This is a genomic window from Pseudomonas sp. WS 5411 (genome assembly GCF_012985595.1).
In the GTDB taxonomy this organism is placed as follows: Bacteria; Pseudomonadota; Gammaproteobacteria; order Pseudomonadales; family Pseudomonadaceae; genus Aquipseudomonas; species Aquipseudomonas shahriarae.
Map to the genome: position 1 here is coordinate 90,129 of NZ_JAARMC010000012.1, position 25,980 is coordinate 116,108.

Genomic DNA, 25,980 nt, shown 5'->3' on the forward strand with positions numbered 1-25,980 from the left:
ACCCCCAGCTTCCCGGTTCGGCGTGCCGGGAGCAAGCGAAAAACTACAGTCCGGCGGCGTCAATATCGATTAACAGCAAGCGCTGACCGTTATCGAAGAATTGTCCTGCTGTCAGGCAGTGTTGATTGGTCGTGGCGTCACGGTAGGTGTTGGAAAGAATCAGGCGGCGCTCTTCCCAGCCTTCGGCCAGCAGATGATAGAAGTAGGGGCGCCATGACCAGTTGTGGCCCAGGTAGCGGCTGTCGGCTTGCCAGGCATCCTGGCGCCATTCGAAGTTGGGGGTCAGTTGGGTGCCGTGGCTATCGCACTGATAAAACCGCAGTAACCGGGGAAAACCCGGCAGCCATGGCAGTTGGCTCAGGGGGGCCTGGGCCAGGGCCCAGCCTTGCAGGATCTGCATCAGTTCGATCAATTGCTGGCGCAATTGCATGATCCGTCCGCGCTCCGTCAGTTTCAGCTGCACATAAGCCTGGCGCAGCACGGCAAAGCGCGGGACGAAGGCATCGGCGGCGAACCAGTCCCGTTGCGCCTGGGCAAACAGATAGCCTTGGACATAACGTGCGCCACACTCAAGGGCAAAGCTCAGTTGCGCTTCGGTTTCCACGCCTTCGGCGATGATCCAGCATCCGGTTTTTTCCGCCATTTGCGCCAGGGCGCGCACCACCTCGCCGCTCGGGCCACCCAGTGCCGCGGCCTGGAACAGGCGCATATCCAACTTGAGGATATCCGGGCGCAGGGCCAGGACCCGATCCAGTTGCGAATAACCGGCGCCGAAATCATCAATGGCAATTCGTGCGCCCGCCTCACGATAGCGGGCGACGACTTCGGCCAGGCGCTGGCTGTCGCCACCCAGCTCGGTGATCTCAAACACGATGCGTTTTGGATCGACGTCATGGGCCTGCAACTGTTTCAGGCTGGGCAGGGCTTGTCCGGGTCGCAGCAACGTGATCCAGCGTGGCGAGATATTAAGGCTCAGAAACCAGTCTTCAGGTGCTTCATGCAGGCGGCTCAGGGCATTGTCGCGGATCTTGCGGTCCAGGCGGCGTAACGCCGAGGTGGGCGTGCGTGCATCGGCGAACAGTGGGCCTACCGAGTGCAGTTGCCCATCTGTCTGGAGCAGGCGGCCCAGCGCTTCCACCCCGGCGATGCGTCCGGTGGCGGTGTCGATAAACGGTTGAAAACAGGCGAGCGGTTGCCCGTCAATCACAGAGCCTCCTTAGGTGCTTCGGCATGAAAAAGGCCCGGCCCCTACAGAGAGGGCGCCGGGCCAGATCCGTTTGCAAGAATGCAGCCAGTTACGTCAGGGCTTGCGGGACGCACCCTGCATGGCGAGCTTGATCAACGGGATCAGGCCCGCACCAAGCCGTACCAGGCGGGTCATGGTGCCGATGCCGCCACCCTTGGCGCCTTTGCCGGTGAAGAATCCCAGCAGGGTCACAGCGGCGACGCCCCACAGCGGCGCATGCTTGATACCAAACCCGTCCTGCCAGCTTTGGCCCATGTTGCGCACCTTTTGCAAGGGCAGCAGCAATTGCTGGGACTCGTGGCGAATTTCCTGGCGGTGCATTTCCATGCGCAGGCGGATCAAGGCCTTGCGCATTTCTCGCCGGGAGTTGGTGTGCGGCAATTCAGTCAGGCTCATGGCAGCAGGCGCTCCCGATCATTGGCCAACTCTTCGAGGGTGGCGTGGAAAGGCGTGGATTCATCGAATACCGCCGCCTTCAAGCGCAACCCGCAGAACCCTGCGGCCAGAACGTAAAATACGCAAAGGCTGATGATCCCGGTCAGGCGGTAGGTATCCCAGACCAGGATCATGACCAGCGCCGATAACCCCACCAGCAGCAACAGGGCGAACACCAGTGCCAGCCCGGCAAACAGCAACAGGCTGACGGTGCGTGCTTTCTGTTCCTGCAACTCGATGCCGAACAGCTCGACATGGCTGTGCAGCAAGCCCAGGACAGCCGCGCCGAGGCGCCGCGATGTGGAACTTGGGCCCGCGGACGAGCCGGTTTCGCCGATAGACATGATTAGCGCCTTGTAGCCAGCAGACCGATCAGGAAGCCCACGCCGGCAGCGATGCCAACGGATTGCCAAGGGTTGGCCTGCACGTAGTCCTCGGTGGCAGTGACTGCTGCCTTGCCGCGTTCGCGCAGGGAGTCCTCAGTCAACTTCAGTGTTTCCCGGGCCTGCAGCAGGCTGTCATGGATCTTCGAGCGCAGCTCGTCAGCCTGGTCACCGGCCAGAATCGCGGTGTCGTCCAGCAGCTTTTCGGTATCGCTGACCAGGGTCTGGAAATCTTCCATCAATATTTCTTGAGCAGTCTTTGCCGATTTTCTGGCCATGGTTATCTCCGTGAGTGGCTGTCTGGTGCTTTTACAGGGTTTTGCTTGAGAGTCACCGGTATTGGTGAAGGTTCACTGCAATTGTCTGGTACAGCTTTTGCTTTGCCTTGGTGCGTCAGCCGCAAGGCTTGCGCGCAATGTGGGCGGTTTCGGCCAACGCCTTGAAAAACCTTACCCTAAATCCCTAAAACCCGTGGAAAAACCCGCAAGTCACTGCCTTATTCAATGGTCGTCGCGCCAAAGCGGTTCATTCCCTCTGAAGAAGGGTAGAACGCGCAGTGCCAATTTAGTGCGCGATTGTTGGGCAATGAACTGCTTTGGTGCTTTTTCCTGAACTGCAGGCCTGCCAATCCCCATGGAAAATGTGCAAAGCGCGGTGGACACTCTCGTCCATAGCTCCAATACGCTGTTTATTCTGATTGGCGCGGTGATGGTCCTGGCGATGCATGCCGGCTTCGCGTTTCTGGAAGTCGGTACGGTACGGCAGAAGAACCAAGTCAACGCGTTGTCGAAAATCCTCAGTGATTTTGCGGTTTCGACCCTGGCCTATTTCTTTATAGGCTATTGGATCTCCTACGGGGTCAGCTTTATGCAGCCGGCCGCAGTGCTCAGTGCCGACCATGGTTATGGCCTGGTGAAGTTCTTTTTCCTGCTGACCTTCGCAGCTGCCATCCCGGCGATCATCTCCGGGGGCATTGCCGAGCGTGCACGCTTTGTTCCACAACTGTGTGCCACGGCGCTGATCGTGGCATTCATCTACCCGTTTTTCGAGGGCATGGTGTGGAATGGCAACTTTGGCCTGCAAGCCTGGTTGTTGGCGACCTTCGGCGCATCCTTCCATGACTTTGCCGGTTCGGTGGTGGTACATGCCATGGGCGGTTGGCTGGCGCTGGCGGCGGTGTTGCTGCTGGGGCCGCGTCAGGGGCGTTACCGCGACGGGCGTCTGGTGGCGTTTGCGCCGTCGAGCATTCCGTTCCTGGCACTGGGCTCGTGGATATTGATCGTCGGCTGGTTCGGCTTCAACGTGATGAGTGCGCAGACCTTGTCCGGGGTGAGCGGGCTGGTGGCGGTCAACTCGTTGATGGCCATGGTCGGTGGGACCGTGGCGGCGCTGGTGATCGGGCGTAACGACCCGGGCTTCTTGCACAATGGCCCGTTGGCCGGGCTGGTGGCGATCTGCGCGGGCTCCGACCTGATGCATCCGGTGGGCGCGCTGGTCACCGGCGTGGTGGCCGGTGGCCTGTTTGTGTGGTGCTTTATCGCCGCCCAGAACCTGTGGAAGATCGACGATGTGCTGGGTGTCTGGCCGTTGCATGGCTTGTGTGGTGTGTGGGGCGGGATTGCCTGCGGGATTTTCGGTCAGAGCGCCTTGGGTGGACTGGGCGGCGTGAGCCTGATCAGCCAGTTGATCGGTACCGCCCTGGGGGTGGTAGTGGCCCTGGCGGGCGGGTTGCTGGTGTACGGCGTGCTCAAGCGCCTCTGCGGCCTGCGCTTGAGCCAGGAAGAGGAGTACTACGGCGCGGACTTGTCGATCCATAAGATTGGTGCAGTCAGTCAGGATTGATCGGGGCTTCACGGTTGTCGTCGGTATGCTGGTAGAAACCGTGGAGCAAGCGGTAGCGATTGCGCCGTACTTCGTCGACGCGGTCGCGCACCTGCTGGTCGGGCAGGCCGAGCATGATCATTGCGTGCGACGCGAGCATCAGGCTCGACTCCAGTAGTTCGGGCACCACCTCGCTGGCCCCGGCGGCCTTCAGTTCAGTCAACTGGCTGTCGTCGCGGGTGCGCACCAGGATCGGCACTTTGTGGTTGATCCGTCGCGCTTCCTTGAGCACCACCAGGGCCACGTCGCTATTGTCCACGGCAATCACCACCAGGCGTGCTCGCTCCAGGCCGACTGCGCTGAGCAGGGCGCCGCGCCGGCAATCGCCATAATGCACGCTGCTGTCCTCGGTGGCGGCTTCCTGCACCCGTTCGGGGTCATCGTCCAGGGCAATGAACGCCTGTTGTTCACGGCGCAGGAAACGCCCGATGGATTGGCCGACCCGGCCATAACCGCAGATCAGCACATGCCCGCGCAGCTCGGCGTTGAGCGCGGTGATTGCCTCCAGCTGCACTTGCTGGTTGGGCTTGCGGTGCAGGCGCAGGGCAATAGAGGGAGCGGCTCGCAGCAGCAGGGGCGTCAGCAGCATGGAGCAGAACGTCGCGGCCAGCAGCAGGCTGCTGATTTCGCCGGGCAGCATATTGCTCAACTGCATTTGCGCCATCAGTGCAAAACAGAACTCACCGCCCTGGGCCAGGGCCAGGCCGCTGCGCCAGGCTGTCTCGCTGTCGCTGCCGCGCAGCTTGACCAGCGCGGCGACAATGCAGCCCTTGATCAACATCAGTGCCAGGGTCAGTCCGAGGATCTGCAGGGCGTGACTGACGAACAGTTGCAAGTCGATCAGCATGCCGATACTGACAAAGAACAACCCCAGCAGGATGTCGCGAAACGGTCGGATATCCGCTTCGATCTGGTGCCGGTAATGGCTTTCCCCCAGCAGCATGCCCGCCAGGAACGCGCCGAGGGCTGGCGACAGGCCCAGCAGGTGTGTGAGCCAGGCCGTAAGCAACACAATCACCAGGGCCAGCAGCACGAACAGTTCCGCCGAATGCGAGGCGGCTACTTCATGGAACAGGCGCGGCAGCAGCCAGCGGCTGGCGAGCAGCAGGCCGAGGAACAACACCACGGTCTTGCCCAGGGTCAGGGGCAGTGCCCAGTACCAGGCCTGCTCGCTACTGCCGGCGAACACCGGGACCAGGGTCAGCAACAGCACCGCGACCACGTCCTGGAACAACAGCACGCCAATCGCATTCTGCCCATGAGTGCTGAATATCTCCCCGAGGCTGGTCAGCTCCTTGCTCACAATGGCGGTGGATGACAGTGCCAGCCCGGCCCCCAGCAGCAAGGCGGCCACCGGCGACATGCCCATCAACAGCAGCAGGGCACCCAGCACTACCGCGGAGCACAGCACCTGCAGGCTGCCGAGGCCGAACACCACCCGGCGCAGGCTGAGCATCTTGGACAGGGAGAACTCCAGGCCCAGGGAAAACAGCAGGAATACCACGCCCAGTTCGGCGAGGTCTGGCAGGTCTTCGCTGTCATTGACCCAGTCCAGGGCTGTTGGCCCGACGGCCAGGCCCACGCACAGGTAGCCGAGCACCGGTGGCAGTTGCAGCCGACGGAACAGCGCAATGACGACCAGGGATGAGGCAAGAATGATCAGCAGGTTGGCAAACACAGACATCTCCGTCGGGGTGTTGCAGGAAAAAAGCCGCGAGAATCGCTGAATCAGTTATAGGCCATGGTGATCTGGATCAGGTCTTTGGCATGACTCGACGAGGTTTTTCTCGCGGCCTAGAATGGGTACCTGTTTCTTATCGGATCTGTTCGCCATGCCTCCTGAATGCCAGTTGTTCGGCACCCTGGGCTGCCATCTGTGTGAGCTTGCGGAAGCTGAAATCATGCCGTTGGTCGAATGCGGGCTGTTGGTCGAGTTGGTGGATATCGCCGATTCGCAAGAGCTGTTTGAAGCCTATGGCCTAAGTATTCCGGTGCTGCGCCGGGTGGATACCGGGGCGGAACTGGGCTGGCCGTTCGAAACTGAACAGGTGGTCGCCTTTTTAAGTTAGCGCTAATCCCGTGGCAGGTTGCTGATTATTCGGTTACTGTATGTTTGTACAGCGATTTGAGTGAGAGGGAACGCCCGTGGTGAATGTCGAACAACTGAAAAGCAGCGTCAACCGCATGTCCGTCGATATCGTACGCGATGCGGTGAATGAGCTGCGGCTCGATGGCCTGGTCACGGAAGGCAAGACGCCGTTCAACAAAGTGCATTTCAATACCTGCTTTGCCGAAATCGAAGCCTTGTTCCAGCGCGCCGGTTATCACAAGCAGTTGGATGTGGTCGGGTATCAGGGCTTGCTGTATGCGCTGTACGATCCCGGCCGCTGGGAAGCGGTGGACGTCCTGCGTTGGCTCAAGGAGTTTACCGAGGCTGCCAGTGCCTCGCCGGTGCTGCGGGCCGAATTGGTCAGGGCTTGAGATTCTGGGGGATAATGCCCCCTTAGTATTTCCAGGCCCTTGAGTGTACGCATGTCCGATACCGGTTTTTCCGCTGCCCAGAACCAAGCCAGTACGCTGTACCTGCCGCCTGGGCCCTGGGCGACGGTGCTCGACTGCCTGTGCGAGCACTTTCGCGCCATCGGCCGCGAGCAGTGGCTGGACCGCATCGCCCGTGGCCGGGTGCTGGATGGCAATGGCCAGCCCATCGCCGTGGATCTGGCCTACAAGGAAGGTTTGCGCATCCACTACTTTCGCGAAGTGCCGGATGAGAAGCCGATCCCGGTGCAGGAGTCCATCCTGTATGCCGATGAGCATCTGGTGGTGGCCGACAAACCACACTTCCTGCCAGTGACGCCCGCCGGCGAATATGTCGAGCAGACTTTACTGCGCCGCCTGATCCGCCGCCTGGATAACCCGTCGCTGGTGCCGCTGCATCGCATTGATCGCCATACTGCCGGGCTGGTGCTGTTCTCTGCCAACCCGCAAAGCCGCTCGGCGTATCAACAACTGTTCCCCACCCGCCAGATTGATAAGTTCTACGAAGCCATTGCCCCGGCCTTGCCCGCGCTGACATTCCCGCTGGTGCACAAGAGTCGCCTGGTGGAGGGCGAACCGTTCTTCCGCATGCAGGAAGGGCCTGGTGCAAGCAACACGGAAACGGCGGTGCAGGTGCGCGAGAAGAATGGCGACCTATGGCGCTATGGTCTGTTTCCAGTGACAGGCAAGAAGCATCAACTGCGCGTGCATATGACGGCACTGGGGGCGAGCATCTGCAATGACCCGTTTTATCCCGAGGTCATCAAGGATGCCGTGGATGACTACGCCAACCCGCTCAAGTTGCTGGCCCAGGGCGTACGGTTTATCGACCCGGTGACCGGCGAGCAGCGCGACTTCAGCAGCCGGATCGTGCTTGAGTGGTGATGTTTCCCATGCGCCAGATACAACAAAGCCCGCTTAAGAGCGGGCTTTGTTGTATCTGGCGTTAAGACTTACAGGTCTTTAACGGTGCGAACCTGATCCTTGTTGATGCGGGTACGCTTGCCATCCAGTTGTTCGAATTCGTAGAAGCCCGAATCCTGATCGAATTTAGGGGTATCGACAGCCTGGATTTCGCGACCGTCATTCAGGGTGATCACTGTAGGCGAGGCGCAACCGGCGAGGGTAGCAAGGCCCAGTGCAAGCATGAGAGCGGCGATGGTCCGTTGGGTCATGAGTCTTCTCCGAGAGTAATACTGTGTTGAGTTCTGACCTTGTGACGTATGCAACGTCGGCAAAGTTCCTTGTCTAGCGCTCATTCTGACACGCCGGGGCGTGGGTGCAACAACTCTGGTGTATTGAGGTTGGCCAGGCGCGGGTCGTTCTCGGCGCAATCGAGCGCCTGCGCCCCCAGTTTCAGCAGGATCTGGCGCGGGCTGCGCTCTGCAGCCAGCCAGGCGTCCTCCACCGCGTCGCGCAGGCGCGTCGGTATGACGCAGAGCAAAGGCTCCCAGAACGCCCCGTGGCGGATCATCACCGGCACCTGGGGGTGCTGCCGCGCGGTTTCGAGCAGGTCTGCCAGCAGTTGCCCGTCGATATGCGGCACATCGCAGGGCAAGATCAATAGATGTTCATGGCGCGCGGCGGCCAGGCCGGCGCGGATACCGGCCAAGGGGCCCGGGAAGTCAGGACTGTCGTCGCTCACCAACTGGTCGCCGTACGGGGCGTACTGCGCCTGGTTGCGGTTGCAGGAGATGATCAGGTCGTCGGTCAACGGCCGCACCAGTTGGTGCAGGTGAGCAATCAGCGGCTGCCCGTGCCAGTCGAGCAGCCCCTTGTCCAGGCCGCCCATGCGCTGGCCGCGACCGCCGGCCAGCAACAGGATCGAGCAGGGCAGGGGCGAAGAATTGAGTGGCATGACGGCTCCGCAGCGGCAGTGAAATAGGGGGCTGTGATATAACATCGGGCTGTTCCTTCGACAACCGGACCGAGCCATGAAAGCCAAGGCTGATGCGCCTTTCGTACCTCTTAATATTGCTGTACTGACCGTCAGCGACACCCGCACCCTGGAAACCGACACCTCCGGGCAGGTCTTTGTTGACCGCCTGCTCGCTGCTGGGCATCGCCTGGCCGAACGGGTATTGCTCAAAGATGACCTCTACAAAATCCGTGCGCAAGTCGCCCACTGGATTGCCGAGGATGTGGTGCAAGTGGTGCTGATTACCGGTGGCACCGGCTTCACTGGCCGTGACAGCACCCCCGAAGCGGTCAGTTGCTTGCTGGACAAGCAAGTGGACGGCTTTGGCGAGCTGTTCCGGCAGATTTCGGTCGCCGATATCGGCACCTCTACCGTGCAGTCCCGTGCCCTGGCCGGCCTGGCCAATGGCACCCTGGTGTGCTGCCTGCCGGGTTCCACCAATGCGGTGCGTACCGGTTGGGACGGGATTCTCGCCGAACAGCTGGATGCCCGCCATCGCCCATGCAATTTTGTGCCGCACCTCAAGCTGGCCGAGCCGTGTGAATCCCGTGGATAAGCCGGGCAAGACCGGCGCCCTGATGCCGGTGGAAGAAGCCCTGGAACGGCTGCTGAACATGGCCGAGGCCGCGCCGATCCGTGAGCAGGAACACCTGCCATTGGCCGCGTGCGATGGGCGTGTATTGGCCGAGGCATTGGTTTCCACCCTCGACCTGCCGCCGTGGCCCAACAGCGCCATGGACGGCTACGCCCTGCGCGCTGCCGATTGGACCGGCGAGCCGCTGCGGGTGAGCCAGCGTATTTTCGCCGGCCAGGCCCCTGAGCCCTTGGCGGCGGGTACCTGTGCGCGGATCTTCACCGGCGCTCCGGTACCCGACGGGGCCGACTGCGTGGAAATGCAGGAAAACGCCGAGCTGCAATCCGATCAGCGCGTGAGCTTTACCCAGGCGCTGCGCGTAGGGCAAAACATCCGACCCAAGGGGCAGGAGACTACAGTCGGTGAGGAAGTCCTGGCTGCCGGTACACGGCTCGGCCCGATTGAACTGGGCCTGGCGGCGTCCCTGGGGCGCGACCGGTTGGCGGTGGTGCGCCGCGTGCGTGTGGCGGTGCTGTCTACGGGCGACGAGTTGATCGAACCGGGCCTGCCACTGGGGCCGGGACAGATCTACAACAGCAACCGGCGGGTGTTGTGCAGTTGGTTGCAACGCCTGGGCTGCGAGGTGATCGACGCCGGTATCTTGCCCGATGACCTGGAATTGACCCGCACCCGCCTGGGCGCACTGGGTTCGGTGGACTTGATCCTGTCTACCGGTGGAGTCTCGGTGGGGGAAGCGGATTTCCTCGGTATCGCATTGCGCGAGGAGGGTGAGCTGGCCTTGTGGAAGCTGGCGATCAAGCCTGGCAAACCTTTGACATTCGGTCATTTCCGCGGCGTACCGGTGATCGGCCTGCCGGGGAATCCGGCGTCCACCCTGGTTACGTTCGCCTTGCTGGCGCGCCCGTATCTGTTGCGCCGTCAGGGTGTCGCGGTGGTGCAGCCGTTGCGTTTCGAGGTGCCGGCAGGGTTCGTGTGGGCCAAGCCGGGCAACCGTCGCGAATACCTGCGCGGGCGCCTGGAGCAAGGACGGGCGGTGATCTACCCGAACCAGAGTTCCGGTGTATTGCGCAGTGCCGCCTGGGCCGAGGGTTTGGTGGAAGTCGTGGAGGGCAGCACCTTGGCCATCGGTGATCGGGTGAATTTCATTCCCCTGAGTGAAGTGTTGGGCTGAAGAATTTATTTACAGCCCAATGGCTTTTTTCTGACTGCCGAAGGTCAACATCCCTCAGGTCCCCTCCAACAATAGGAGCTTCACCCCATGAGTAAACCCAAGGCACTGTTGATTCTGCACGGCAAGCAAGCCCTCAACGAAGACGTGCGGGCGGCAGTGCAAGGCAAGCGCGAGCAGGGGTGGGAGCTGGCGGTGCGCGTCACCTGGGAGGGTGGCGATGCCCAACGCCTGGTGGGTGAAGCCCTGGATGCCGGCTACACACGCCTGATCGCGGGCGGCGGCGACGGCACGCTGCGTGATGTGGCCGAGGCCATGGCCCGCGCCAAGACCGACGCGAGCCTGGTGCTGATGCCCCTGGGCACTGCCAATGACTTCGCCCGTGCGGCCGGCGTGCCGTTGGAGCCGCGTGAGGCCCTGGCGCTGCTGGACGTTGCGCCGCGCGCTATCGACCTGGGGGAGGTTGGCGGGCAGGTGTTTCTCAATATGGCCACCGGCGGTTTTGGCAGCCAGGTTACGGCCAACACTTCCGAGGATCTGAAAAAGGTGCTGGGCGGTGCGGCCTATCTGTTTACCGGTTTGTCGCGTTTCAGCGAGTTGCGGGCGGCTTATGGGGAGCTGGTGGGGCCGGACTTTCACTGGCGCGGCGAGTTACTGGCCCTGGGCATCGGCAACGGTCGCCAGGCCGGTGGCGGGCACGAGCTGTGCCCGGGGGCAATGGCCGATGATGGCTTGCTGGATATCAGCATCCTGCCGGCGCCTCAGGAAGTGGTCGGCACCTTGCGCAGCCTGATGACCGACGGCTGGGGCCTGGACAACCTGTTTGTGCGGGCACGCCTGCCGTGGGTGGAAATCAAGGTGGCCGAAGGACTGGATATCAACCTGGATGGCGAACCGCTCAAGGGCAGTGACCTACGCTTCAGCGCCTTGCCCAAGGCCTTGCAGGTGCACTTGCCGGTGGATTCACCGTTGCTGGCTAATCGTCCAGGCTGATGATCTGTTCGCGCACGGCGAACAGGACCAGGCCGGCCACATCAAAAATCTGCAGGCGCTTCATGATCTGCGAGCGGTGAGCTTCCACAGTCTTGATGCTCAGGCCCAGGCCGTGGGCGATTTCCCGGGTGGATTTGCCGCGTACGATCAGGCGCAGGATTTCCAGCTGGCGCGCCGTCAGGTTGTGGCGCTGCACGGGCGCCTCCGGGTGGGACTGGCTGTGGATCAAGGCCTGGTTGATCACGGTGTGGGCGATGGCCGGGCTCAGGTAGCGCTCGTTGTTGCGCAGTGCCAGCAGCGCATGTTCCAGCTCGTTGGCGGTGGTGTCCTTGAGCAGGTAGCCGTGGGCGCCTGCCTCCAGGGCACGCATGATCAATTGCGGGTCGGTGTGCATCGACAGGATCAGCACTTTGCTCTTGGGGTAGGCGTGCTTGAGTTGCTGCAACGCATCCAGGCCGCTGGTGTGCTTCATCGACAGGTCCAGCAGGACGATATCGGGCTGCAGGGCATTGAATTGTGCGAGTACCTGCGCGCCGTCGGTGGCCTCGCCAATCACCGCATAGCCGGGGATATCCAGGATCAGTGCGCGCACACCCGCGCGGATCAGGGCGTGGTCATCTACCAGCAGTAAATTGCAGGTCACTCTAAAACCTCAGGGGAATTGGCCCGTTCGAGGGTACGGGGCGCCCAGGGGAACAGCGCTTCGATTCGCGTGCCAAAGCCGGGTTGGCTATTGACCGTCAGCATGCCGCCCAGTTGATCAATGCGCTCGCACATGCCTGACATGCCCCGTTGCCCCGCAAGGGCCGGGTCGGTGGCGGGGGAGAACCCCCGGCCGTCATCGCTGATAAACAGCGACAACCCCTGTGGCAAACGTTGCAGGCGCACCAGCAGGTTGCGCGCCTGGGCATGGCGCAACATGTTCGTCACGGCTTCCTGGGTGATACGAAAGGCCGCCACCGCCATCTCTTCGGGAATCCCGGTCAGGCGTTGCTGGCATTCCAGGCTCCAATGCACCGGGGTGTTTGCCAGGGTCTTGAGCAGGTGCGCGCGCAGGCTCGCCTCCAGGCCCAGGCTGGTCAGTTGCCGGGGATTGAGAATGGCCGATACGTCCCGCACCTTGGCCAGGGTTTCGTTGAGGGTGTTGCACAGTACGCCGCACTGGTCCTGCAACTCTGCCGGCGAGCGGCGTTGCAGCCAGTCGCTTTGCAGTTTGGCAGCGGTCAGCAGTTGGCCGATATCGTCATGCAGCTCGCGGCTGAGACGATGGCGCTCGTTTTCCTGGACTTGCAGCAGGCGGTCGGCCAATTCCTGGGGCTGGAACTTGATCGACTTGCGCGAGCGCCAACGCTGCAGGCCGGCGGCGGTCAGGGCGGCGAGGTTGAGCAACAGCAAAAACAGCGGCAGCGGTGCTTTGTGGGCATAGACCCAGAGGCTGACCAGAGTCGCGCACAGGCAAAGACCCAGGGTGATCCAACGGGTATTGCCCGAGAGGACGAACCTGGTGATGAGTGACTTGGGGCTGGCGTACATAGCAGATGGAGCCGATGGGTGTTCGCTGCGGGTAGACCGGTCATGACCGCTGGCCGGGCTCTGTTTGGAAAGCGATTGGGTTTAGTGTTGGTTCGAGGCGCTTCTCAGATTTATTACGTCTTCACGGGCAGCCACTTCGAGCGCGCTAATAGTACCACCAACAATTACCGTTGGTCGCCTGCTACAAGGCTTAGTTCAGCGGTGTCTAGTTGTACTATTAATTTTGTTTTGTATCGCTATTACCCATATTGGGTTATTGATAGTTGGCTGGCTAAATATTTGACGGGTATTAGTTGGGCGCCCGCCGGCGGCCTGGTTAACCGCACGGCAGGTTCAGGAAGCGTAGGGCATGGAGTGGCGATGGTGAGCGCCAACATCCTTCTGGGGGATCTGCTGGACAACCGTTTCAATCAACGTGGTTTGCTCGGCGTCATCCAGGCTCAGTTTGCCGGTCTTGATGTCGATCAGTTCCAGTTGCCAGGCCAGCAGCGTCAGGCAGTCATGCAGGGCTGCAAGTGCCGCATCGTGAAGCTGCATCGGGCTTTGGGCGTTGCTGATCAGGTCCTGGATATGCCGGGAAAAGCTGCCAATGGCTTCCAGCGCCATGGCATCGGCCTTTTCCGCCAATTTGACCAGGCTGTTCTTCATGCAGTCGATGGCATCGTTATCGTTGCGGATCAAATGCAGATGGCTCAGGCATTCCTCAGACTTGGCCAGCAGCATTTCTGCCTCCAGGAGGAACTCGGGAAGTGCGTCTTGCCACTCTTTACCGTCGTTCATCATGAAAGTCTCCACAACGTACGGTCAGACAATGAGATGTAATACCGGAGCAACGGCTTAAAACTAGCGCCGAAATATGACCGAGATCTGTAGTTCATTTCTGAATTTTGAGTAGTACTTTTATTTGAATGACCAGCGTCGCGACTGCTGGCGCTGCTTGCAGTGGAAACAACCAGAGGCATTCGCATTACTTCGATTGCCCAGGCGTTAATGCCTGGAGGGCCCTTGGGCCGTGGGCTTGCGATAGCAAACAAAAGCCTGACTCCGTTCATGCAATGAGAATGGCGTCACATTAATGGCTATTGGATATCGGGAATATCAGGTTGGACCTGATTGCGACTAGGGGAATCCCTTACGCGGTGGAACCTTATGCCCGTTTGAGGGTCCTGCGGCGTGGCTTGACGACCGGACGGTAAGGTGAGGCCAGTAAAGCATGATGTCAGTGTGACATCAATGCATTTACGTGGCATTTTACCGGGGGGTCAAGGTTTGGCACTGTCTGCCGATATCTTTCTCCAGTAAGCAGCAAATCTTTCAGCACACCCCAGGAGTCTTCAATGGCTGGCATTCTCGACACGGTAGATCAACGCACGCAATTGGTGGGTGAGAATCGCCTGGAGATCCTTATGTTTCGCCTGGCAGGGCGCCAGTTGTTCGCAATCAACGTGTTCAAGGTGCAGGAAGTCCTGCAGTTGCCCAAGCTGACCCTGATGCCCCAGCGTCACCCGTTTGTCTGCGGCGTGGTCAACCTGCGCGGCCAGACCCTGCCGGTGATCGACCTGTCCCAGGCCATTGGCATGCGTCCGCTGGTACCGGGGCCCAACAGCACCATTATCGTTACCGAGTACAACCGCTCGGTACAGGCGTTCCTGGTGGGCGGCGTCGACCGCATCGTCAACATGACCTGGGAGTCGATCCTGCCACCGCCGGCGAGCGCCGGCCGCCAGCACTACCTCACGGCCATCAGCAAGGTGGATGAGCAGTTGGTGGAAATCATCGACGTGGAAAAAGTCCTCGCCGAGATCGTGCCCTACAACGCCAAGGTCTCCCGGGAAAAACTCGAGGATCCGGTGCTCGAACGTGCCCGTGGTCGCGAAGTGCTGTTGGTGGATGACTCCAACGTGGCCTTGTCGCAACTGCGCGACACCCTGGGGCAACTGGGGGTGAAGATGCATATCGCCAGTGACGGCCTCAAGGCCTTGAACATGCTCAAGGCATGGGCGGACAGCGGCCAGGTAATGACCGACAAGCTGTTGATGATCTTCACCGACGCCGAAATGCCCGAGATGGACGGCTACCGCCTGACTACCGAGATCCGCAACGACCCGCGCCTGCGCGGCCTCTATGTGGTGCTGCACACATCCTTGTCGGGCAGCTTCAACGACTCGATGGTGAAGAAGGTCGGTTGCGACAACTTCCTCTCCAAATTCCAGCCCGACAAGTTGGTGGATGTGGTGCGCCAGCGCCTGATGCTGGACGAAGTGCCGGCCTGATTCCGGCCTGTGACGAGGGGGCCTCTAATTGCCGGACTGGGGAAATTTTGATTCTGTCGGCGTGCTCGTATAGGGTGACGCTTTTGCTCACAGGAACCCACGCTCATGCTTCGTCTCAGCGCGTTGTATCGGTACCCCTTGAAGTCGGGCAAGGCAGAGACCTTGTCGCATATCGGCCTGGATAAACTCGGGCTGGACGGGGACCGACGCTGGATGCTGGTGGACGAGGCCAGCGGGCGATTCCTGACCCAGCGTGCCGTGGCGCAGATGAGCCAGCTGTCGGCGTTATGGAATGCCGCCGGTGGCCTGACCTTGAGCGCTGCAGGCCTGCCCACCCTGGATGTGGCGTTGCCCGGCGCGGATGCCGAGCTGCGCGGTGTCACCATCTGGCGCGACACCCTGCGGGTCCCGGACGCCGGTGCAGAGGCCGCCGATTGGGTCAGCCAGTTCATCGGCAAACCGACACGTTTGGTGCAAGTCCCGCTGGAGCGCGCGCGCACCACGGCGGCCGGCTACGGCAAGGACGATGACCAGGTGGCGTTCGCCGACGGTTTCCCCTTGTTGCTGATAGGCCAGGCGTCTCTCGACGACTTGTCGCAACGCGTCGGCCGGCCCATGGAAATGCTGCGCTTTCGCCCCAACCTGGTGATCGAAGGCAGCGAGGCTTTTGCCGAGGATGGCTGGAAGCGCGTGCGCATTGGTGAGGTGGAGTTCCGGGTGGTCAAGTCCTGCTCGCGGTGCATCCTCACCACCATCGACCCGGCGACCGGGGAGCGCAGTGCCGATCGCCAGCCGCTGGCGACCCTGGAAACCTACCGCAAACAGCCCGATGGCGTGATGTTCGGCCAGAACCTGGTCAATGACGGCGCGGGCCGCCTGGAAGTCGGCATGCCGGTGACGATCCTCGAATAACTGTCGCCCATGAAAAATGCCCGCCTCTTGGGAGGCGGGCATTTTTTTGTGCGCGGGAAAAGCTTAGCCGCGGTATTCGCAGAGGTAGGCAGTGTCCACGGCCACCTTGAGCTGGAACTTGCTGTCGGCAGGCACATTGAACTGGCTGCCGGCGGCGAAGGTTTCCCACGCGTCGCTGCCTGGCAACTTGACGGTGAGCGCGCCCGAGACCACGTGCATGATTTCACGCTGGGCCGTGCCGAATTCGTATTCACCCGGAGCCATCACGCCGATGGTCGCCGGACCTTCAGGGGTGCCGAAGGCGATCGACTTGACGGTGCCGTCGAAGTACTCATTGACTTTGAACATGGGCGAATCCTCGAAAAAAGGGGCAAGAAAGGTCGGCCAGTATGCCTTCTACACGGGCAAAATCAACGGCAGCAAACGTGCGGTATTGCGCGCATCTTCCAGTGCCCGGTGTTGCTGGCCGTTGAACTGCATGCCCGCCAGTTGCAAGGCGCCATTGAGCCCCAACGGCTTGTCCAGGCGTCGGGCCTTGGCGAAGCGTTGCTTGAGGTTCACATGGGGTGTCTGGCTTAGCGCGCTGGCCAGGCCATGGCGCTGCCACTCCAGCTCCAGTTGCTGGCGATCATAGTCGCCCCAGCTGGCCCAGCCTTCCAGGCGCGGATGATGCTGGCCCAGCCAGCGTTCGAACAGCGGCCAGACCTCGGTCAAGGGCGCTGCGCTGTCGATACTGGCCTGGCTGATGTGCGTCAGCTGGCGGCAGAACGGCGTCAACAACGGGCGGCGCAAGGGCCGCACGAAGCGCTGGAAATGGTCCAGCTCGCGGCCCTGGCGGTTGACCAGGCTCACGCCGATTTCGATGATTTCCATCTCCGACACGGGCCAGCCGCCGTCATCCGTTGTGGCTTCAAGATCAATAATCAGCCAATGAGGCATCGCAGGTTCCCGTACTCATCCCTTTCTGATGGGGATAGAGCGTAGCCAAGCCTGGTAGTTCCGCCCAGGGCTACTCGATCTGCAGCAATACCTGGCGATTGCGCACTTGATCACCGGCGCTGACGTGAATGGCCTTGACCACCCCGTCGATGCCCGCTTTGAGCGGATGCTCCATTTTCATCGCTTCGAGCACCAGCAGCAGTTGGCCCTTGCTCACCACATCCCCTTCGCGCACCTGCAGCAGGGTAATGGCACCGTCCATCGGCGCCTTGACCGTGCCGCTGCTGACGGGCGCTTCACGACTGGCCACGGTTTGCGTCTGGTTGCTCACGCACAGGCTGGTGCCGGCATTCAACAGCCAGAGCTGGGAGCCTTGCAGGTGATAGGCAATCCGCCGCCGAATGCCGTTGATCACCAGGCTGGCCCAGCGTCCGTCGCTGTCGAGGAGGTGGATGTCGATGTTGCCGACTTGCAGATGATCCTCCGCCAGTAAGCGGGCGCTGACCTCATGGCGGTGCTCATCGACGCCCAGGCGGTAGGTCCAGGGCACGCTGGCATTGTTGCGCCAGCCTGCCAGGGCCGGGCCATGCACTGCCGCGCTGTGCCGATAAAACAGGGCGGCGGCCAGAGCCAGGTCTTCTTCGCTGACGGCAGGGCGGGCAATATCACTGAAGTGTTCGGCAATAAATCCGGTGCTGAAATCCGCCGCGACAAATTGCGCATGCCCCAGCAGGTCCACCAGTAACCGCTGATTGCTGGGGATCCCCAGCAGCACGCAGTCCTGCACCGCCCGCAGCAGCTTGCGCCGTGCCTCTTCGCGGGTAGCGCCATGGGCGATGATCTTGCCCAGCATCGGATCATAAAACGGGCTGATGCGCTGCGGGGCTTGCAATCCATGATCGACCCGCACCCCGGCTGCCGGCTCCCAGCGCAACACCTCGCCAGTTTGTGGCAAGAAACCCTGGGCCGGGTCTTCGGCGTATAGGCGCACTTCCATGGCATGCCCGCTCAGCGTCACCTGGTCCTGGCGCAAGGGCAGGGGCTGGCCGGCGGCGATTTGCAGTTGCCAGTCCACCAGGTCCAGGCCGGTGATCAGTTCGGTGACCGGGTGCTCCACCTGCAGGCGGGTGTTCATTTCCAGGAAATAGAACCGCCCGCTCCGGTCCAGCAGGAACTCCACAGTGCCCGCGCCGACATACGCCACTGCGCGTCCGGCCTTGAGCGCCGCTTCGCCCATGGCCTGGCGCAGTTCGGTAGTCATGACCGGGCAGGGTGCTTCTTCGATGACCTTCTGATGGCGGCGCTGGACCGAGCAATCACGTTCGCCCAGGTAGATCAGGTTGCCGTGGGCATCGCCGAACAGCTGGATTTCCACATGGCGCGGTTCGATCAGCGCCTGCTCCAGAATCAGTTCGTCGCTGCCAAAGGCATTCAGGGCCTCGGAGCGTGCGGTGTGCAGTTGTTCGAGCAACTGCGCCGGCGCGTGTACCAGGCGCATGCCGCGTCCGCCGCCGCCGGCACTGGCCTTGATCATCAGCGGGTAGCCGATGCGCTCGGCTTCGCTCTGCAGGGTGGCGTCGTCTTGCGCGCTGCCCTGGTAGCCGGCGATGCACGGCACCCCGGCGTCGAGCATGGCGATTTTTGACAGGCGCTTGCTGCCCATCAACTCGATGGCGTCGGCGCTGGGGCCGATAAATACCAGGCCGGCGGCAATGCAGGCCTTGGCGAACTCGGGGTTCTCCGAGAGAAAGCCGTAGCCGGGGTGGATCGCATCGGCGCCGGTCAGGCGTGCGGCATAGAGGATCGCCGGGATGTTCAGGTAGGACTGTTGCACCGGGGCGGGGCCGATGTTCACCGCTTCGTCGGCCATTTGTACGTGCAGGGCGTTGGCGTCGGCTGCGCTATAGACCGCCACGGTGCGGTAGCCCAGGGCTTGGGCGGTGCGCTGGATTCGGCAGGCGATTTCGCCGCGGTTGGCGATCAGTATTTTATTGAAACTGGGCATTTTGGGTCCCTGTTTGATTGGTTGCGCAGGCGCTGGCTTGCCTGCGATTGCATCACCTCGGTATCCCTGACAGACCCAGGTGCCCGCATCGCAGGCAAGCCAGCTCCTACAGGGGATGTGGCGTTTTCAAGATCAACTCACCCACCTGGCCTTGCGTTTCTCGACAAACGCCCGCGTCCCCTCAATGCCTTCTTCCCCGGTCACCGCCTCGGCAAACCAATCGGCAGCCTGATCCAGCAGCAGCTCCAACGGCTGATCCAGGCTCTGGAGCAACAACGCCTTGGTTCGCGCATTGGCGCGCGGTGCACAGCGCAATACCTGCCCCAACACCTCATCCAGGCGCTGCGCCAATCCTTGGGGGTCATGCTCGACAAAATGCACCACCCCCAGGCGCTGCGCCTCGACCCCGTCAAACCGCGCTGCGGTCAACGCCAGGCGCCGGGCCTGGGTCAGGCCGATGCGCCGCACCACAAACGGCGCGATCTGCGCCGGCAGCACGCCGAGGCTGGTTTCCGGCAAGCCGAACTGTGCCTGGTGGTCGGCAATGGCGATGTCGCTGACACACGCCAGGCCAAAACCGCCGCCCAGCACCGCGCCCTGCAACACCACAATCACCACCTGGGGCAGGGCTTCGACTTCTTGCAACAGCGCGCCAAACACCCGGTTCAAATCACGCAAGCCTTCGCGGCTGCCTGCGCGGCTCATGTCCTTAACATCGCCGCCCGCACAGAAGTGTCCGCCAGCGCCACTGATCACCAATGCCCGCACCTGCTCGTCACGGGCGACATCCGTCAGCACGGCGCGCAGTTCGCTGACCATCTGCACGCTCATGGCATTGCGGTTCTGCGGGCGGTTGAGGGTGATGTGCAGCACGCCGTTGTGCGGCTCCAGCAGCAAGGTTTCACAGGCGTTCACGACTTTTTCCCCGGCAGCGTACCCATCAGTTTGCAGATGATCCCCAGCATGATCTCGTCGGCGCCGCCGCCAATCGACACCAGGCGCACATCACGATAGGCACGGGCCACCGGGTTGTCCCACATAAAGCCCATGCCGCCCCAGTACTGCAGGCAGCTGTCGCTGACTTCGCGGCCCAGGCGCCCGGCCTTGAGCTTGGCCATTGAGGCCAGCCGCGTCACGTCCTGGCCCTTGAGGTATTGCTCGGTGGCCTGGTAGACCAGGGCGCGTAGGCACTCGATCTCGGTGGACAGCTCGGCCAGGCGAAAGTGGATCACCTGGTTGTCGATCAGGGCCTTGCCGAAGGTCTGGCGCTCCTTGCAGTAGGCGATGGTGCTGTCGACGCAGGCCTCCAGGCCCTTGATCATATTGGCCGCGCCAAACAGCCGTTCTTCCTGGAACTGCAGCATCTGCATCATGAAGCCCGCGCCTTCGTGGCCGATGCGGTTGCGCTGTGGGATACGCACATCATCGAAAAACACCTGGGCGGTTTCCGAGCTGTGCATGCCGAGCTTTTCCAGGGGAGGGCTGACGCTGATCCCGGGGGTGTTCATCGGCACCATGATCAGTGACTTGTTGATATGCGGCTTGCCGTCCGAGGTGTTGGCCAGCAGGCAGATAAAGTCGGCGCTGGGGGAGTTGGTGATCCACATCTTGCTGCCGTTGATCACGTAGTCGTCGCCGTCCTTGCGGGCGTGGGTTTTCAAGCCGGCCACGTCGGAGCCAGCGCCGGTTTCCGAGACGCCGATGCAACCCACCTGTTCGCCGCTGATGGCCGGGCGCAGGAATTCGTCGCGCAGTTCATCGGAGCCAAAACGTGCGAGGGCCGGGGTGCACATATCAGTCTGCACGCCGATGGACATCGGGATGCCGCCGCAGCGGATGGTGCCGAATTCTTCGGCGGCGACAATCGAGTAGCTGTAGTCCAGACCCATGCCGCCGAACTTCTCCGGCTTGGAAATACCCAGCAGACCGAGATCGCCGGCCTTGCGGAAGATCTCGTGGATGGGAAAGCGCCCGGCTTTTTCCCATTCGTCGACGTGGGGGTTGATCTCGCGCTCGACAAAACCCCGTACGGTACGGCGCAGCTCTTCGTGTTCCTGGGTGAAGATCATTTTTATTGTTCTCCTGATCGTTAAAAGCGCGCGGCGCCAAAGCTGTTGGGTTGCAATTGGCGCACCTGGGCTTGCTGGCAGATATCCAGCAGGTAGCCCAGCAGCGTGCGGGTGTCCCGCGGGTCAATCAGCCCGTCGTCCCACAGGTTGGCACTGCCATACAGGGCCGTGGACTGGCTATCGAGTTTCTGCGCGGTGACGTGTTCGAGCATGTCGAGCACCTTGGGGTCGGGCACCAGGCCGTCTTTCAACTGCTTGGCCTCGGTGACAATGCGCAGCACCTTGCCGGCCTGGGCGCCGCCCATCACGGCGGTGCGGCTGTTGGGCCAGGCGAAGATAAAGCGTGGGTCCAGGCCACGGCCGCACATCGCATAGTTGCCGGCGCCGTAGGAACCGCCGACCACCACCGTGAGCTTGGGCACCCGGGCATTGGCCACCGCCTGGATCATCTTCGCGCCGTGCTTGATCACGCCTTGTTGCTCGGATTCGGTGCCCACCATAAAGCCGGTGGTGTTGTGGAAAAACAGCAGCGGCGTCTGGCTCTGGTCGCACAGCTGGATAAATTGCGCGGCCTTGCTCGCGCCCTTGGGCGTGATCGGGCCGTTGTTGCCGATAAACCCGCAGGCCCGTCCCTGGATGTGCAGGTGGCCGCAGACGGTGTGGGGATCGAACTCGCCCTTGAACTCCAGGAAGTTGGAGCCATCGGCGATACGCGCGATGATTTCCCGTACGTCATAGGGCTTTTTCGGGTCCGAGGGGATCAGGCCCAGCAGCTCTTCAATCGGATACAGCGGCTCTGTATAGGCCCGCGCCGGCTGGGGTGGCAGCCGGTCGTCCCAGGGCAGCAGGCTGACAATCTCGCGCACGATGCGCACGCCGTCGGCGTCATTTTCCGCCAGGTATTCGGCGGTGCCGGCGGTTTGCGCATGCATCTGGGCGCCGCCCAGTTCCTCGTCCGTCGCCACTTCGCCGGTGGCGGCCTTGAGCAGCGGCGGGCCGGCCAGGAACAGCTTGGCCTTGCCGCGCACCACCACCACGTAATCCGAAAGCCCCGGCTGATAGGCACCGCCGGCGGTGGCCGAGCCGTGCACCACGGTGATCTGCGGCAGGCCCATGGCTGACATCCGCGCCTGGTTGGCGAAGCTGCGCGCGCCTTCGACGAAAATCTCCGCCGCGTAATTAAGATTGGCGCCGCCGCTTTCGGCCAGGGTCACCACCGGCAGTTTGTTCTCCATGGCGATCTGTTGCAGGCGCAGGGATTTTTTTAAGCCGCTGGGGGAAATCGTCCCGCCCTTGATTGCGCTGTTGTTGGCCACCACCAGCAGGCGCACGCCGCTGACATAGCCGATACCGGCAATCAGCCCGCCGCCGGCCGCGCTGCCATCCTTGTCGTCGTGCAGCTTGTAACCGGCCAGGCTTGCCAGTTCGAGGAAGGGCGCACCGGGGTCGAGCAACAGGTTGAGGCGCTCACGGGGCAGCAGTTGGCCGCGTTTGTCGAACTTGCCCTTGGCCTCGGCGGCCTTGTCCAACAGGTTCTGTTCCAGTTGGCGCAGATGATGGATGGCGGTGAGCATGGCCTCGCGGTTCTGTGCGAACTGCGGGCTGTGGGTGTCGAGTAGGGAGTCGATGACCGGCATGGTTTATTGGCCCTCCTTGAGCACATCCGGCAGGTAGGCGCGGTGAAAACCATTGAACGACGGGCTCGGCGGCTGCGCCTTGTGCAGCGGCCAGGCGCGGCTGCCCAGGCTGGCGGCGCCGTCGATGCGCAAGGTGCTGCCGCTGACGAATGCGGCGGCGGGGCTGAGCAGGAACACAATCGCCGCACTGACTTCCGATTCGGTGCCAATGCGCTTGAGGGGCACATGCTCGCGCAAGGTCGGGATCACCGCCTTGAACGCGCCTTCGTAGGTGTCCATGCCACTGGAGGCGATCCAGCCCGGCGCCACTGCGTTGACCCGCACCCCGGCGTAACCCCATTCGAACGCGGCGGTCTTGGTGAAGTTGTCCATCCCCGCGCGCGCTGCGCCCGAGTGGCCCATGCCGGGCATGCCGCCCCACATGTCGGCCAGCATGTTGACGATGGCACCGCCGTGCTTGCTCATTGACTGATTGAACACTTCCCGCGCCATCAGGAAACCGCCCACCAGGTTGGTGCGCAGCACGGTTTCAAAGCCTTTTTGATTGATCGACGCCAGGGGCGAGGGGTATTGGCCGCCGGCATTGTTCACCAGACCCTGGATCGGCCCGTGTGCCTCGATGATCTGGCTGACCAGCGCCTTCACCGCTTCTTCATCGCGGATATCACAGGCGTGCCAGCTGGCGTGGCCGCCGTCTTCGGTAATTTCCTGGGTGACCCGTTGCAGCTTTTCCGGCTTGCGCCCCACCAGCACCACATGGGCGCCGAGTGCCGCCAGTTCATGGGCGGTGCAACGGCCAATGCCGCTGCCGCCACCGGTGACGATAAGGGTCTGCCCCTGGAACAGGTCGGCTTTGAAGATCGAGTCGAAGGCCACGGCGAGAGTCCCTTAGGTGAGTTGATCGGCGATGTGGCGGGGCACGGCAATCGGGATTTCCAGCAGTTGCTGGGCGAAAGCCTTGCCTTGTGGGTCGATGCGCAGGCTGGCGATACCGCCGCCGCCCAGGGCGTTTTCGAGGAGGAAGTTGAGGCTGTGGCTGCCCGGCAGGTACCAGCGCTCGACGCGCCCGTGCAGTGGGTCGAGTACATGGCTCATCCAGTCGACGATCACCTCTGGGGTCAGTGCTTCGGCAATCCATGGCAGGTATTCGGGCTGGCGCGCGATTACGCCAATATTGCTGTGATTACCCTTGTCCCCGGAGCGCGCCACGGCCAGCTTGACCAGAGGCACACTGGCCTCGGCGTGGCCTTCGGGTTTGGGCGGGTCGAGGGGCGCGTGGGGCGTGCTCAGGGCGGCCGTGGCAGGCAGTTCGCAAGGGTGGGATTGCCCCTGGAAGTCGACGCTCAGGCGGCACGCGCTTTTGTCGATCAGGAACGAAAACAGGCGGATCAGTGGATACACCGTGGGCCTGCCGCCGACAATGCCGGTCAGGCCCGGCGTCATGCCGGTGGCCGCCTGGGCGATTTCCCGGGCGAACAGCACCAGGGCCTGTTTGCTTGGGTGACGCACCGCCAGCTTGAGCACCACTTCGCGACAGTCCTGGCGCTGGGCATGGGCGCCGTAGGTGGCCTCACTGCCGAGCAACTCGATGCTGACCTCGGTATAGGGTGCCCAGCCGCGCTGGCTGAACAACTGCGAGGTCTTGTTGATGATCGCCTGGCCGACCCGTTCGGCCTTGGCCACCGCGTCGATGCCGGCCAGCAGGCAACTGGCGGTACAGCGGAAACCGTCGGGGTAGGTGGCACTGACTTTGTACTGGTCGGTGGGTGCTAGCCCTCTGGCACCGCGCAGACGCACGCGGTTTTCGCCTTGTTGCTCCAGCGTGACCTGGCTGAAGTCGCAGATCACATCCGGCAGCAGGTAGGCGCGTGGGTCGCCGATCTCATACAGCAGTTGTTCGGCGACGCTCAGTTCGCTGATCAGGCCGCCTGTGCCCGGCACTTTGCTGACGGTGAACTGGCCGTCGGCACTGACCTCGACAATCGGGAAACCGATGTGCTCGTAGTCCGGCACCTCGCGCCAATCGGTGAAATTGCCGCCGGTGCACTGCGCGCCACATTCGATGATATGCCCGGCCAGTGCGGCCTGGGCCAGGTGGTCGTAGTCCTGCCACCCCCAGTTGAATTCATGCACCAGGGCCGCGCTGACCACTGCGCTGTCCACCACGCGCCCGGTAATAACGATATCGGCGCCCAGTTGCAGGGCCTGGACGATGCCCGGCGCGCCGAGGTAGGCATTGGTCGACACGCACATCGCCGGCAAAGGCGCGCCGCTGAACATATCGCTGATGCCCTGCAGTTGTTTGAACTGCGGTTGCAGGTCATCGCCCAGCACTACGGCGATTTTCAGCGGCACCCCGGCCTGGTCGCAGGCGGCCTGCAAGGCGGCGGCGCAGGCCTGGGGGTGGATGCCGCCGGCGTTGCTGATCACCCGGATGCCCTGGCGCTGGATATCACCGAGCAACGGCGCCAGGACTTCGACGAAATCCGGGGCGTAGCCGGCCTGGGGGTCTTTCATGCGCGCCCCGGCGAGGATCGACAGGGTGACTTCGGCCAGGTAGTCGAACACCAGGTAGTCCAGCGCGCCGCCTTGCACCAACTGCGCGGCGGCGGTGCAGGTGTCGCCCCAGAATGCACTGGCGCAGCCGATACGAACGGTCTTGTTCATGGGACGTCCTTCTCTGCAAAATCGCTGGGTCGAGACTACCAAGCAAGCGCTTGGTTTGTAAACTGCGTACACAACTTATGCCCAAGCGCTTGCTTGGGTGGCTGCCACGGCCTAAATTGCCGGCCATGACGCAATCAAAGTAGTTGAGGAGAGCAGCATGGATGAGCAAAAAGCCCTGGAGGTGATGCGCACCATGGTGGACGGCGGGCAACTGACCGACCCCGACAGCGCCCGGGGCAAGCTGCTGCAGACCGCGGCTCACCTGTTTCGCAACAAGGGCTATGAACGCACCACCGTGCGCGACCTGGCCAGTGCGGTGGGAATCCAGTCCGGCAGCATTTTCCACCACTTCAAGAGCAAGGATGAAATCCTGCGGGCGGTGATGGAAGAAACCATCCATTACAACACCGCGATGATGCGCGCCTCCCTGGCCGAGGCGAGCAGCGTGCGCGAACGGGTGCTGGCGCTGATTCGCTGTGAGTTGCAGTCGATCATGGGCGGCAGCGGCGAGGCCATGGCGGTGCTGGTGTATGAATGGCGTTCGCTGTCGGCAGAAGGGCAGGCCCAGGTGCTGGCATTGCGCGATGTCTACGAAGAGATCTGGTTGCAGGTATTGGGGGAGGCCAAGCAGGCTGGGTATATCAAGGGTGATGTATTTATCACTCGGCGTTTCCTGACCGGGGCGCTGTCGTGGACCACGACCTGGTTCCGCGCCCAGGGCAGCATGACCCTCGAGCAATTGGCCGATGAAGCATTGCTGCTGGTGCTGAAGGCGGATTAGGCGGGTA

At 62.3% G+C, this 25,980-nt stretch carries 27 protein-coding genes and 1 pseudogene; 10 read left to right on the forward strand and 18 right to left on the reverse strand.

Features of this window, described 5'->3' with window-relative positions:
* Window positions 1-43: 43 nt before the first annotated feature.
* From HBR93_RS17540 to HBR93_RS17555, 4 genes are all read right to left on the reverse strand, one after another.
* On the reverse strand, window positions 44-1,207 hold the full coding sequence (locus HBR93_RS17540; protein WP_169960747.1) for an EAL domain-containing protein: 1,164 nt from the start codon (window positions 1,205-1,207) through the stop codon (window positions 44-46).
* Between the two features lie 93 nt (window positions 1,208-1,300).
* Window positions 1,301-1,642: a hypothetical protein gene (locus HBR93_RS17545; RefSeq protein ID WP_057439165.1), complete on the reverse strand. Its 342-nt coding sequence runs from the start codon at window positions 1,640-1,642 to the stop codon at window positions 1,301-1,303.
* The gene (locus HBR93_RS17550; protein WP_057439164.1) at window positions 1,639-2,025 is read right to left on the reverse strand and encodes a phage holin family protein; all 387 of its coding nucleotides are present in this window, start codon (window positions 2,023-2,025) and stop codon (window positions 1,639-1,641) included. The genes HBR93_RS17545 and HBR93_RS17550 overlap by 4 nt, the downstream gene beginning before the upstream one ends.
* A gap of 2 nt (window positions 2,026-2,027) precedes the next feature.
* A complete protein-coding gene (locus tag HBR93_RS17555; protein ID WP_057439163.1) occupies window positions 2,028-2,342 on the reverse strand; it encodes a YqjD family protein in 315 nt (104 codons plus the stop codon).
* 355 nt (window positions 2,343-2,697) lie between these two features.
* Between HBR93_RS17555 and HBR93_RS17560 the strand changes: the two genes are divergently transcribed.
* Window positions 2,698-3,906, forward strand: coding sequence for an ammonium transporter (locus HBR93_RS17560; RefSeq protein ID WP_057439162.1), 1,209 nt, complete (start codon window positions 2,698-2,700; stop codon window positions 3,904-3,906).
* On the opposite strand, the gene HBR93_RS17565 is transcribed toward HBR93_RS17560, so the two are convergent.
* On the reverse strand, window positions 3,893-5,623 hold the full coding sequence (locus tag HBR93_RS17565; RefSeq protein WP_169960748.1) for a monovalent cation:proton antiporter-2 (CPA2) family protein: 1,731 nt from the start codon (window positions 5,621-5,623) through the stop codon (window positions 3,893-3,895). The genes HBR93_RS17560 and HBR93_RS17565 overlap by 14 nt on opposite strands.
* A gap of 154 nt (window positions 5,624-5,777) precedes the next feature.
* Here HBR93_RS17565 and HBR93_RS17570 point away from each other — a divergent pair, with 154 nt between their 5' ends.
* From HBR93_RS17570 to HBR93_RS17580, 3 genes are all read left to right on the forward strand, one after another.
* Window positions 5,778-6,014, forward strand: a complete 237-nt coding sequence (locus HBR93_RS17570) for a glutaredoxin family protein (protein WP_057439227.1) — start codon at window positions 5,778-5,780, stop codon at window positions 6,012-6,014.
* A gap of 76 nt (window positions 6,015-6,090) precedes the next feature.
* Window positions 6,091-6,426 (forward strand): hypothetical protein, encoded by a 336-nt coding sequence (locus HBR93_RS17575; protein ID WP_029298086.1) that lies wholly within the window; start codon window positions 6,091-6,093, stop codon window positions 6,424-6,426.
* A 51-nt stretch (window positions 6,427-6,477) separates the two neighbouring features.
* Window positions 6,478-7,368 carry a pseudouridine synthase gene (locus HBR93_RS17580; RefSeq protein ID WP_057439160.1) on the forward strand — a complete coding sequence of 297 codons (891 nt, stop codon included), beginning with the start codon at window positions 6,478-6,480 and terminating at the stop codon, window positions 7,366-7,368.
* A gap of 68 nt (window positions 7,369-7,436) precedes the next feature.
* Here HBR93_RS17580 and HBR93_RS17585 read toward each other — a convergent pair whose 3' ends face one another.
* Together HBR93_RS17585 and mobA are read right to left on the reverse strand one after the other, a co-directional pair.
* A complete protein-coding gene (locus HBR93_RS17585) occupies window positions 7,437-7,658 on the reverse strand; it encodes a YgdI/YgdR family lipoprotein (RefSeq protein ID WP_029298091.1) in 222 nt (73 codons plus the stop codon).
* An 80-nt stretch (window positions 7,659-7,738) separates the two neighbouring features.
* Entirely contained in the window at window positions 7,739-8,341 is a 603-nt protein-coding gene (mobA, locus tag HBR93_RS17590; protein WP_057439159.1) for a molybdenum cofactor guanylyltransferase MobA, read from the reverse strand.
* A 76-nt stretch (window positions 8,342-8,417) separates the two neighbouring features.
* Between mobA and moaB the strand changes: the two genes are divergently transcribed.
* From moaB to yegS, 3 genes and pseudogenes are all read left to right on the forward strand, one after another.
* The gene (gene moaB / locus HBR93_RS17595) at window positions 8,418-8,957 is read left to right on the forward strand and encodes a molybdenum cofactor biosynthesis protein B (protein ID WP_029298095.1); all 540 of its coding nucleotides are present in this window, start codon (window positions 8,418-8,420) and stop codon (window positions 8,955-8,957) included.
* 22 nt (window positions 8,958-8,979) lie between these two features.
* On the forward strand, window positions 8,980-10,167 hold the full coding sequence (gene glp / locus HBR93_RS17600; RefSeq protein ID WP_262377321.1) for a gephyrin-like molybdotransferase Glp: 1,188 nt from the start codon (window positions 8,980-8,982) through the stop codon (window positions 10,165-10,167).
* A gap of 87 nt (window positions 10,168-10,254) precedes the next feature.
* Window positions 10,255-11,179: pseudogene (yegS, locus tag HBR93_RS17605) on the forward strand (lipid kinase YegS); the annotation flags it as partial.
* Here the strand turns inward: yegS and HBR93_RS17610 are convergent.
* The 3 genes from HBR93_RS17610 to HBR93_RS17620 all read right to left on the reverse strand — a co-directional run bounded on the left by HBR93_RS17610 (window position 11,141) and on the right by HBR93_RS17620 (window position 13,473).
* On the reverse strand, window positions 11,141-11,800 hold the full coding sequence (locus HBR93_RS17610) for a response regulator transcription factor (protein ID WP_057439157.1): 660 nt from the start codon (window positions 11,798-11,800) through the stop codon (window positions 11,141-11,143). The pseudogene yegS and the gene HBR93_RS17610 sit on opposite strands and share 39 nt — an antisense overlap.
* Window positions 11,797-12,690, reverse strand: a complete 894-nt coding sequence (locus tag HBR93_RS17615) for a sensor histidine kinase (protein WP_057439156.1) — start codon at window positions 12,688-12,690, stop codon at window positions 11,797-11,799. Before HBR93_RS17615 ends, HBR93_RS17610 begins: the two co-directional genes overlap by 4 nt.
* A gap of 333 nt (window positions 12,691-13,023) precedes the next feature.
* Entirely contained in the window at window positions 13,024-13,473 is a 450-nt protein-coding gene (locus tag HBR93_RS17620; RefSeq protein WP_057439155.1) for a hypothetical protein, read from the reverse strand.
* 554 nt (window positions 13,474-14,027) lie between these two features.
* Between HBR93_RS17620 and HBR93_RS17625 the strand changes: the two genes are divergently transcribed.
* Window positions 14,028-14,963, forward strand: a complete 936-nt coding sequence (locus HBR93_RS17625) for a chemotaxis protein CheV (RefSeq protein WP_057960227.1) — start codon at window positions 14,028-14,030, stop codon at window positions 14,961-14,963.
* 105 nt (window positions 14,964-15,068) lie between these two features.
* The gene (locus HBR93_RS17630; protein ID WP_057439154.1) at window positions 15,069-15,875 is read left to right on the forward strand and encodes an MOSC domain-containing protein; all 807 of its coding nucleotides are present in this window, start codon (window positions 15,069-15,071) and stop codon (window positions 15,873-15,875) included.
* Window positions 15,876-15,938: 63 nt separating this feature from the next.
* Here HBR93_RS17630 and HBR93_RS17635 read toward each other — a convergent pair whose 3' ends face one another.
* The 8 genes from HBR93_RS17635 to HBR93_RS17670 form a co-directional block, all read right to left on the reverse strand.
* The gene (locus tag HBR93_RS17635; protein ID WP_032862771.1) at window positions 15,939-16,223 is read right to left on the reverse strand and encodes a pyrimidine/purine nucleoside phosphorylase; all 285 of its coding nucleotides are present in this window, start codon (window positions 16,221-16,223) and stop codon (window positions 15,939-15,941) included.
* Window positions 16,224-16,271: 48 nt separating this feature from the next.
* Window positions 16,272-16,814, reverse strand: a complete 543-nt coding sequence (locus HBR93_RS17640) for an exonuclease domain-containing protein (protein WP_057439153.1) — start codon at window positions 16,812-16,814, stop codon at window positions 16,272-16,274.
* A 70-nt stretch (window positions 16,815-16,884) separates the two neighbouring features.
* The gene (locus HBR93_RS17645; RefSeq protein ID WP_169960751.1) at window positions 16,885-18,819 is read right to left on the reverse strand and encodes an acetyl/propionyl/methylcrotonyl-CoA carboxylase subunit alpha; all 1,935 of its coding nucleotides are present in this window, start codon (window positions 18,817-18,819) and stop codon (window positions 16,885-16,887) included.
* Window positions 18,820-18,951: 132 nt separating this feature from the next.
* On the reverse strand, window positions 18,952-19,734 hold the full coding sequence (locus HBR93_RS17650) for an enoyl-CoA hydratase-related protein (protein WP_115127864.1): 783 nt from the start codon (window positions 19,732-19,734) through the stop codon (window positions 18,952-18,954).
* Window positions 19,731-20,888: a citronellyl-CoA dehydrogenase gene (atuD, locus tag HBR93_RS17655; protein ID WP_057439150.1), complete on the reverse strand. Its 1,158-nt coding sequence runs from the start codon at window positions 20,886-20,888 to the stop codon at window positions 19,731-19,733. The genes HBR93_RS17650 and atuD overlap by 4 nt, the downstream gene beginning before the upstream one ends.
* Before the next feature lie 20 nt (window positions 20,889-20,908).
* Window positions 20,909-22,525: a geranyl-CoA carboxylase subunit beta gene (atuC, locus tag HBR93_RS17660; protein ID WP_169960752.1), complete on the reverse strand. Its 1,617-nt coding sequence runs from the start codon at window positions 22,523-22,525 to the stop codon at window positions 20,909-20,911.
* 3 nt (window positions 22,526-22,528) lie between these two features.
* Complete coding sequence (locus tag HBR93_RS17665) at window positions 22,529-23,401, reverse strand: SDR family oxidoreductase (RefSeq protein ID WP_057439149.1); 873 nt, start codon at window positions 23,399-23,401, stop codon at window positions 22,529-22,531.
* A gap of 12 nt (window positions 23,402-23,413) precedes the next feature.
* Window positions 23,414-25,192 carry an acyclic terpene utilization AtuA family protein gene (locus HBR93_RS17670; protein ID WP_169960753.1) on the reverse strand — a complete coding sequence of 593 codons (1,779 nt, stop codon included), beginning with the start codon at window positions 25,190-25,192 and terminating at the stop codon, window positions 23,414-23,416.
* Window positions 25,193-25,349: 157 nt separating this feature from the next.
* Here HBR93_RS17670 and HBR93_RS17675 point away from each other — a divergent pair, with 157 nt between their 5' ends.
* Window positions 25,350-25,973 carry a TetR/AcrR family transcriptional regulator gene (locus tag HBR93_RS17675; RefSeq protein ID WP_057439148.1) on the forward strand — a complete coding sequence of 208 codons (624 nt, stop codon included), beginning with the start codon at window positions 25,350-25,352 and terminating at the stop codon, window positions 25,971-25,973.
* The last annotated feature ends 7 nt before the right edge of the window (window positions 25,974-25,980 follow it).

What these genes read in the sequence shown, in the direction of transcription:
- HBR93_RS17545 (WP_057439165.1), bottom strand. Translation starts at nt 1,642, where the DNA reads ATGAGCCTGACTGAATTGCCGCACACCAACTCCCGGCGAGAAATGCGC.
- HBR93_RS17550 (WP_057439164.1), bottom strand. Translation starts at nt 2,025, where the DNA reads ATGTCTATCGGCGAAACCGGCTCGTCCGCGGGCCCAAGTTCCACATCG.
- HBR93_RS17555 (WP_057439163.1), bottom strand. Translation starts at nt 2,342, where the DNA reads ATGGCCAGAAAATCGGCAAAGACTGCTCAAGAAATATTGATGGAAGAT.
- HBR93_RS17560 (WP_057439162.1), top strand. Translation starts at nt 2,698, where the DNA reads ATGGAAAATGTGCAAAGCGCGGTGGACACTCTCGTCCATAGCTCCAAT.
- HBR93_RS17570 (WP_057439227.1), top strand. Translation starts at nt 5,778, where the DNA reads ATGCCTCCTGAATGCCAGTTGTTCGGCACCCTGGGCTGCCATCTGTGT.
- HBR93_RS17580 (WP_057439160.1), top strand. Translation starts at nt 6,478, where the DNA reads ATGTCCGATACCGGTTTTTCCGCTGCCCAGAACCAAGCCAGTACGCTG.
- HBR93_RS17585 (WP_029298091.1), bottom strand. Translation starts at nt 7,658, where the DNA reads ATGACCCAACGGACCATCGCCGCTCTCATGCTTGCACTGGGCCTTGCT.
- mobA (WP_057439159.1), bottom strand. Translation starts at nt 8,341, where the DNA reads ATGCCACTCAATTCTTCGCCCCTGCCCTGCTCGATCCTGTTGCTGGCC.
- moaB (WP_029298095.1), top strand. Translation starts at nt 8,418, where the DNA reads ATGAAAGCCAAGGCTGATGCGCCTTTCGTACCTCTTAATATTGCTGTA.
- glp (WP_262377321.1), top strand. Translation starts at nt 8,980, where the DNA reads ATGCCGGTGGAAGAAGCCCTGGAACGGCTGCTGAACATGGCCGAGGCC.
- HBR93_RS17615 (WP_057439156.1), bottom strand. Translation starts at nt 12,690, where the DNA reads ATGTACGCCAGCCCCAAGTCACTCATCACCAGGTTCGTCCTCTCGGGC.
- HBR93_RS17620 (WP_057439155.1), bottom strand. Translation starts at nt 13,473, where the DNA reads ATGATGAACGACGGTAAAGAGTGGCAAGACGCACTTCCCGAGTTCCTC.
- HBR93_RS17625 (WP_057960227.1), top strand. Translation starts at nt 14,028, where the DNA reads ATGGCTGGCATTCTCGACACGGTAGATCAACGCACGCAATTGGTGGGT.
- HBR93_RS17630 (WP_057439154.1), top strand. Translation starts at nt 15,069, where the DNA reads ATGCTTCGTCTCAGCGCGTTGTATCGGTACCCCTTGAAGTCGGGCAAG.
- HBR93_RS17635 (WP_032862771.1), bottom strand. Translation starts at nt 16,223, where the DNA reads ATGTTCAAAGTCAATGAGTACTTCGACGGCACCGTCAAGTCGATCGCC.
- HBR93_RS17640 (WP_057439153.1), bottom strand. Translation starts at nt 16,814, where the DNA reads ATGCCTCATTGGCTGATTATTGATCTTGAAGCCACAACGGATGACGGC.
- HBR93_RS17645 (WP_169960751.1), bottom strand. Translation starts at nt 18,819, where the DNA reads ATGCCCAGTTTCAATAAAATACTGATCGCCAACCGCGGCGAAATCGCC.
- atuD (WP_057439150.1), bottom strand. Translation starts at nt 20,888, where the DNA reads ATGATCTTCACCCAGGAACACGAAGAGCTGCGCCGTACCGTACGGGGT.
- atuC (WP_169960752.1), bottom strand. Translation starts at nt 22,525, where the DNA reads ATGCCGGTCATCGACTCCCTACTCGACACCCACAGCCCGCAGTTCGCA.
- HBR93_RS17670 (WP_169960753.1), bottom strand. Translation starts at nt 25,192, where the DNA reads ATGAACAAGACCGTTCGTATCGGCTGCGCCAGTGCATTCTGGGGCGAC.
- HBR93_RS17675 (WP_057439148.1), top strand. Translation starts at nt 25,350, where the DNA reads ATGGATGAGCAAAAAGCCCTGGAGGTGATGCGCACCATGGTGGACGGC.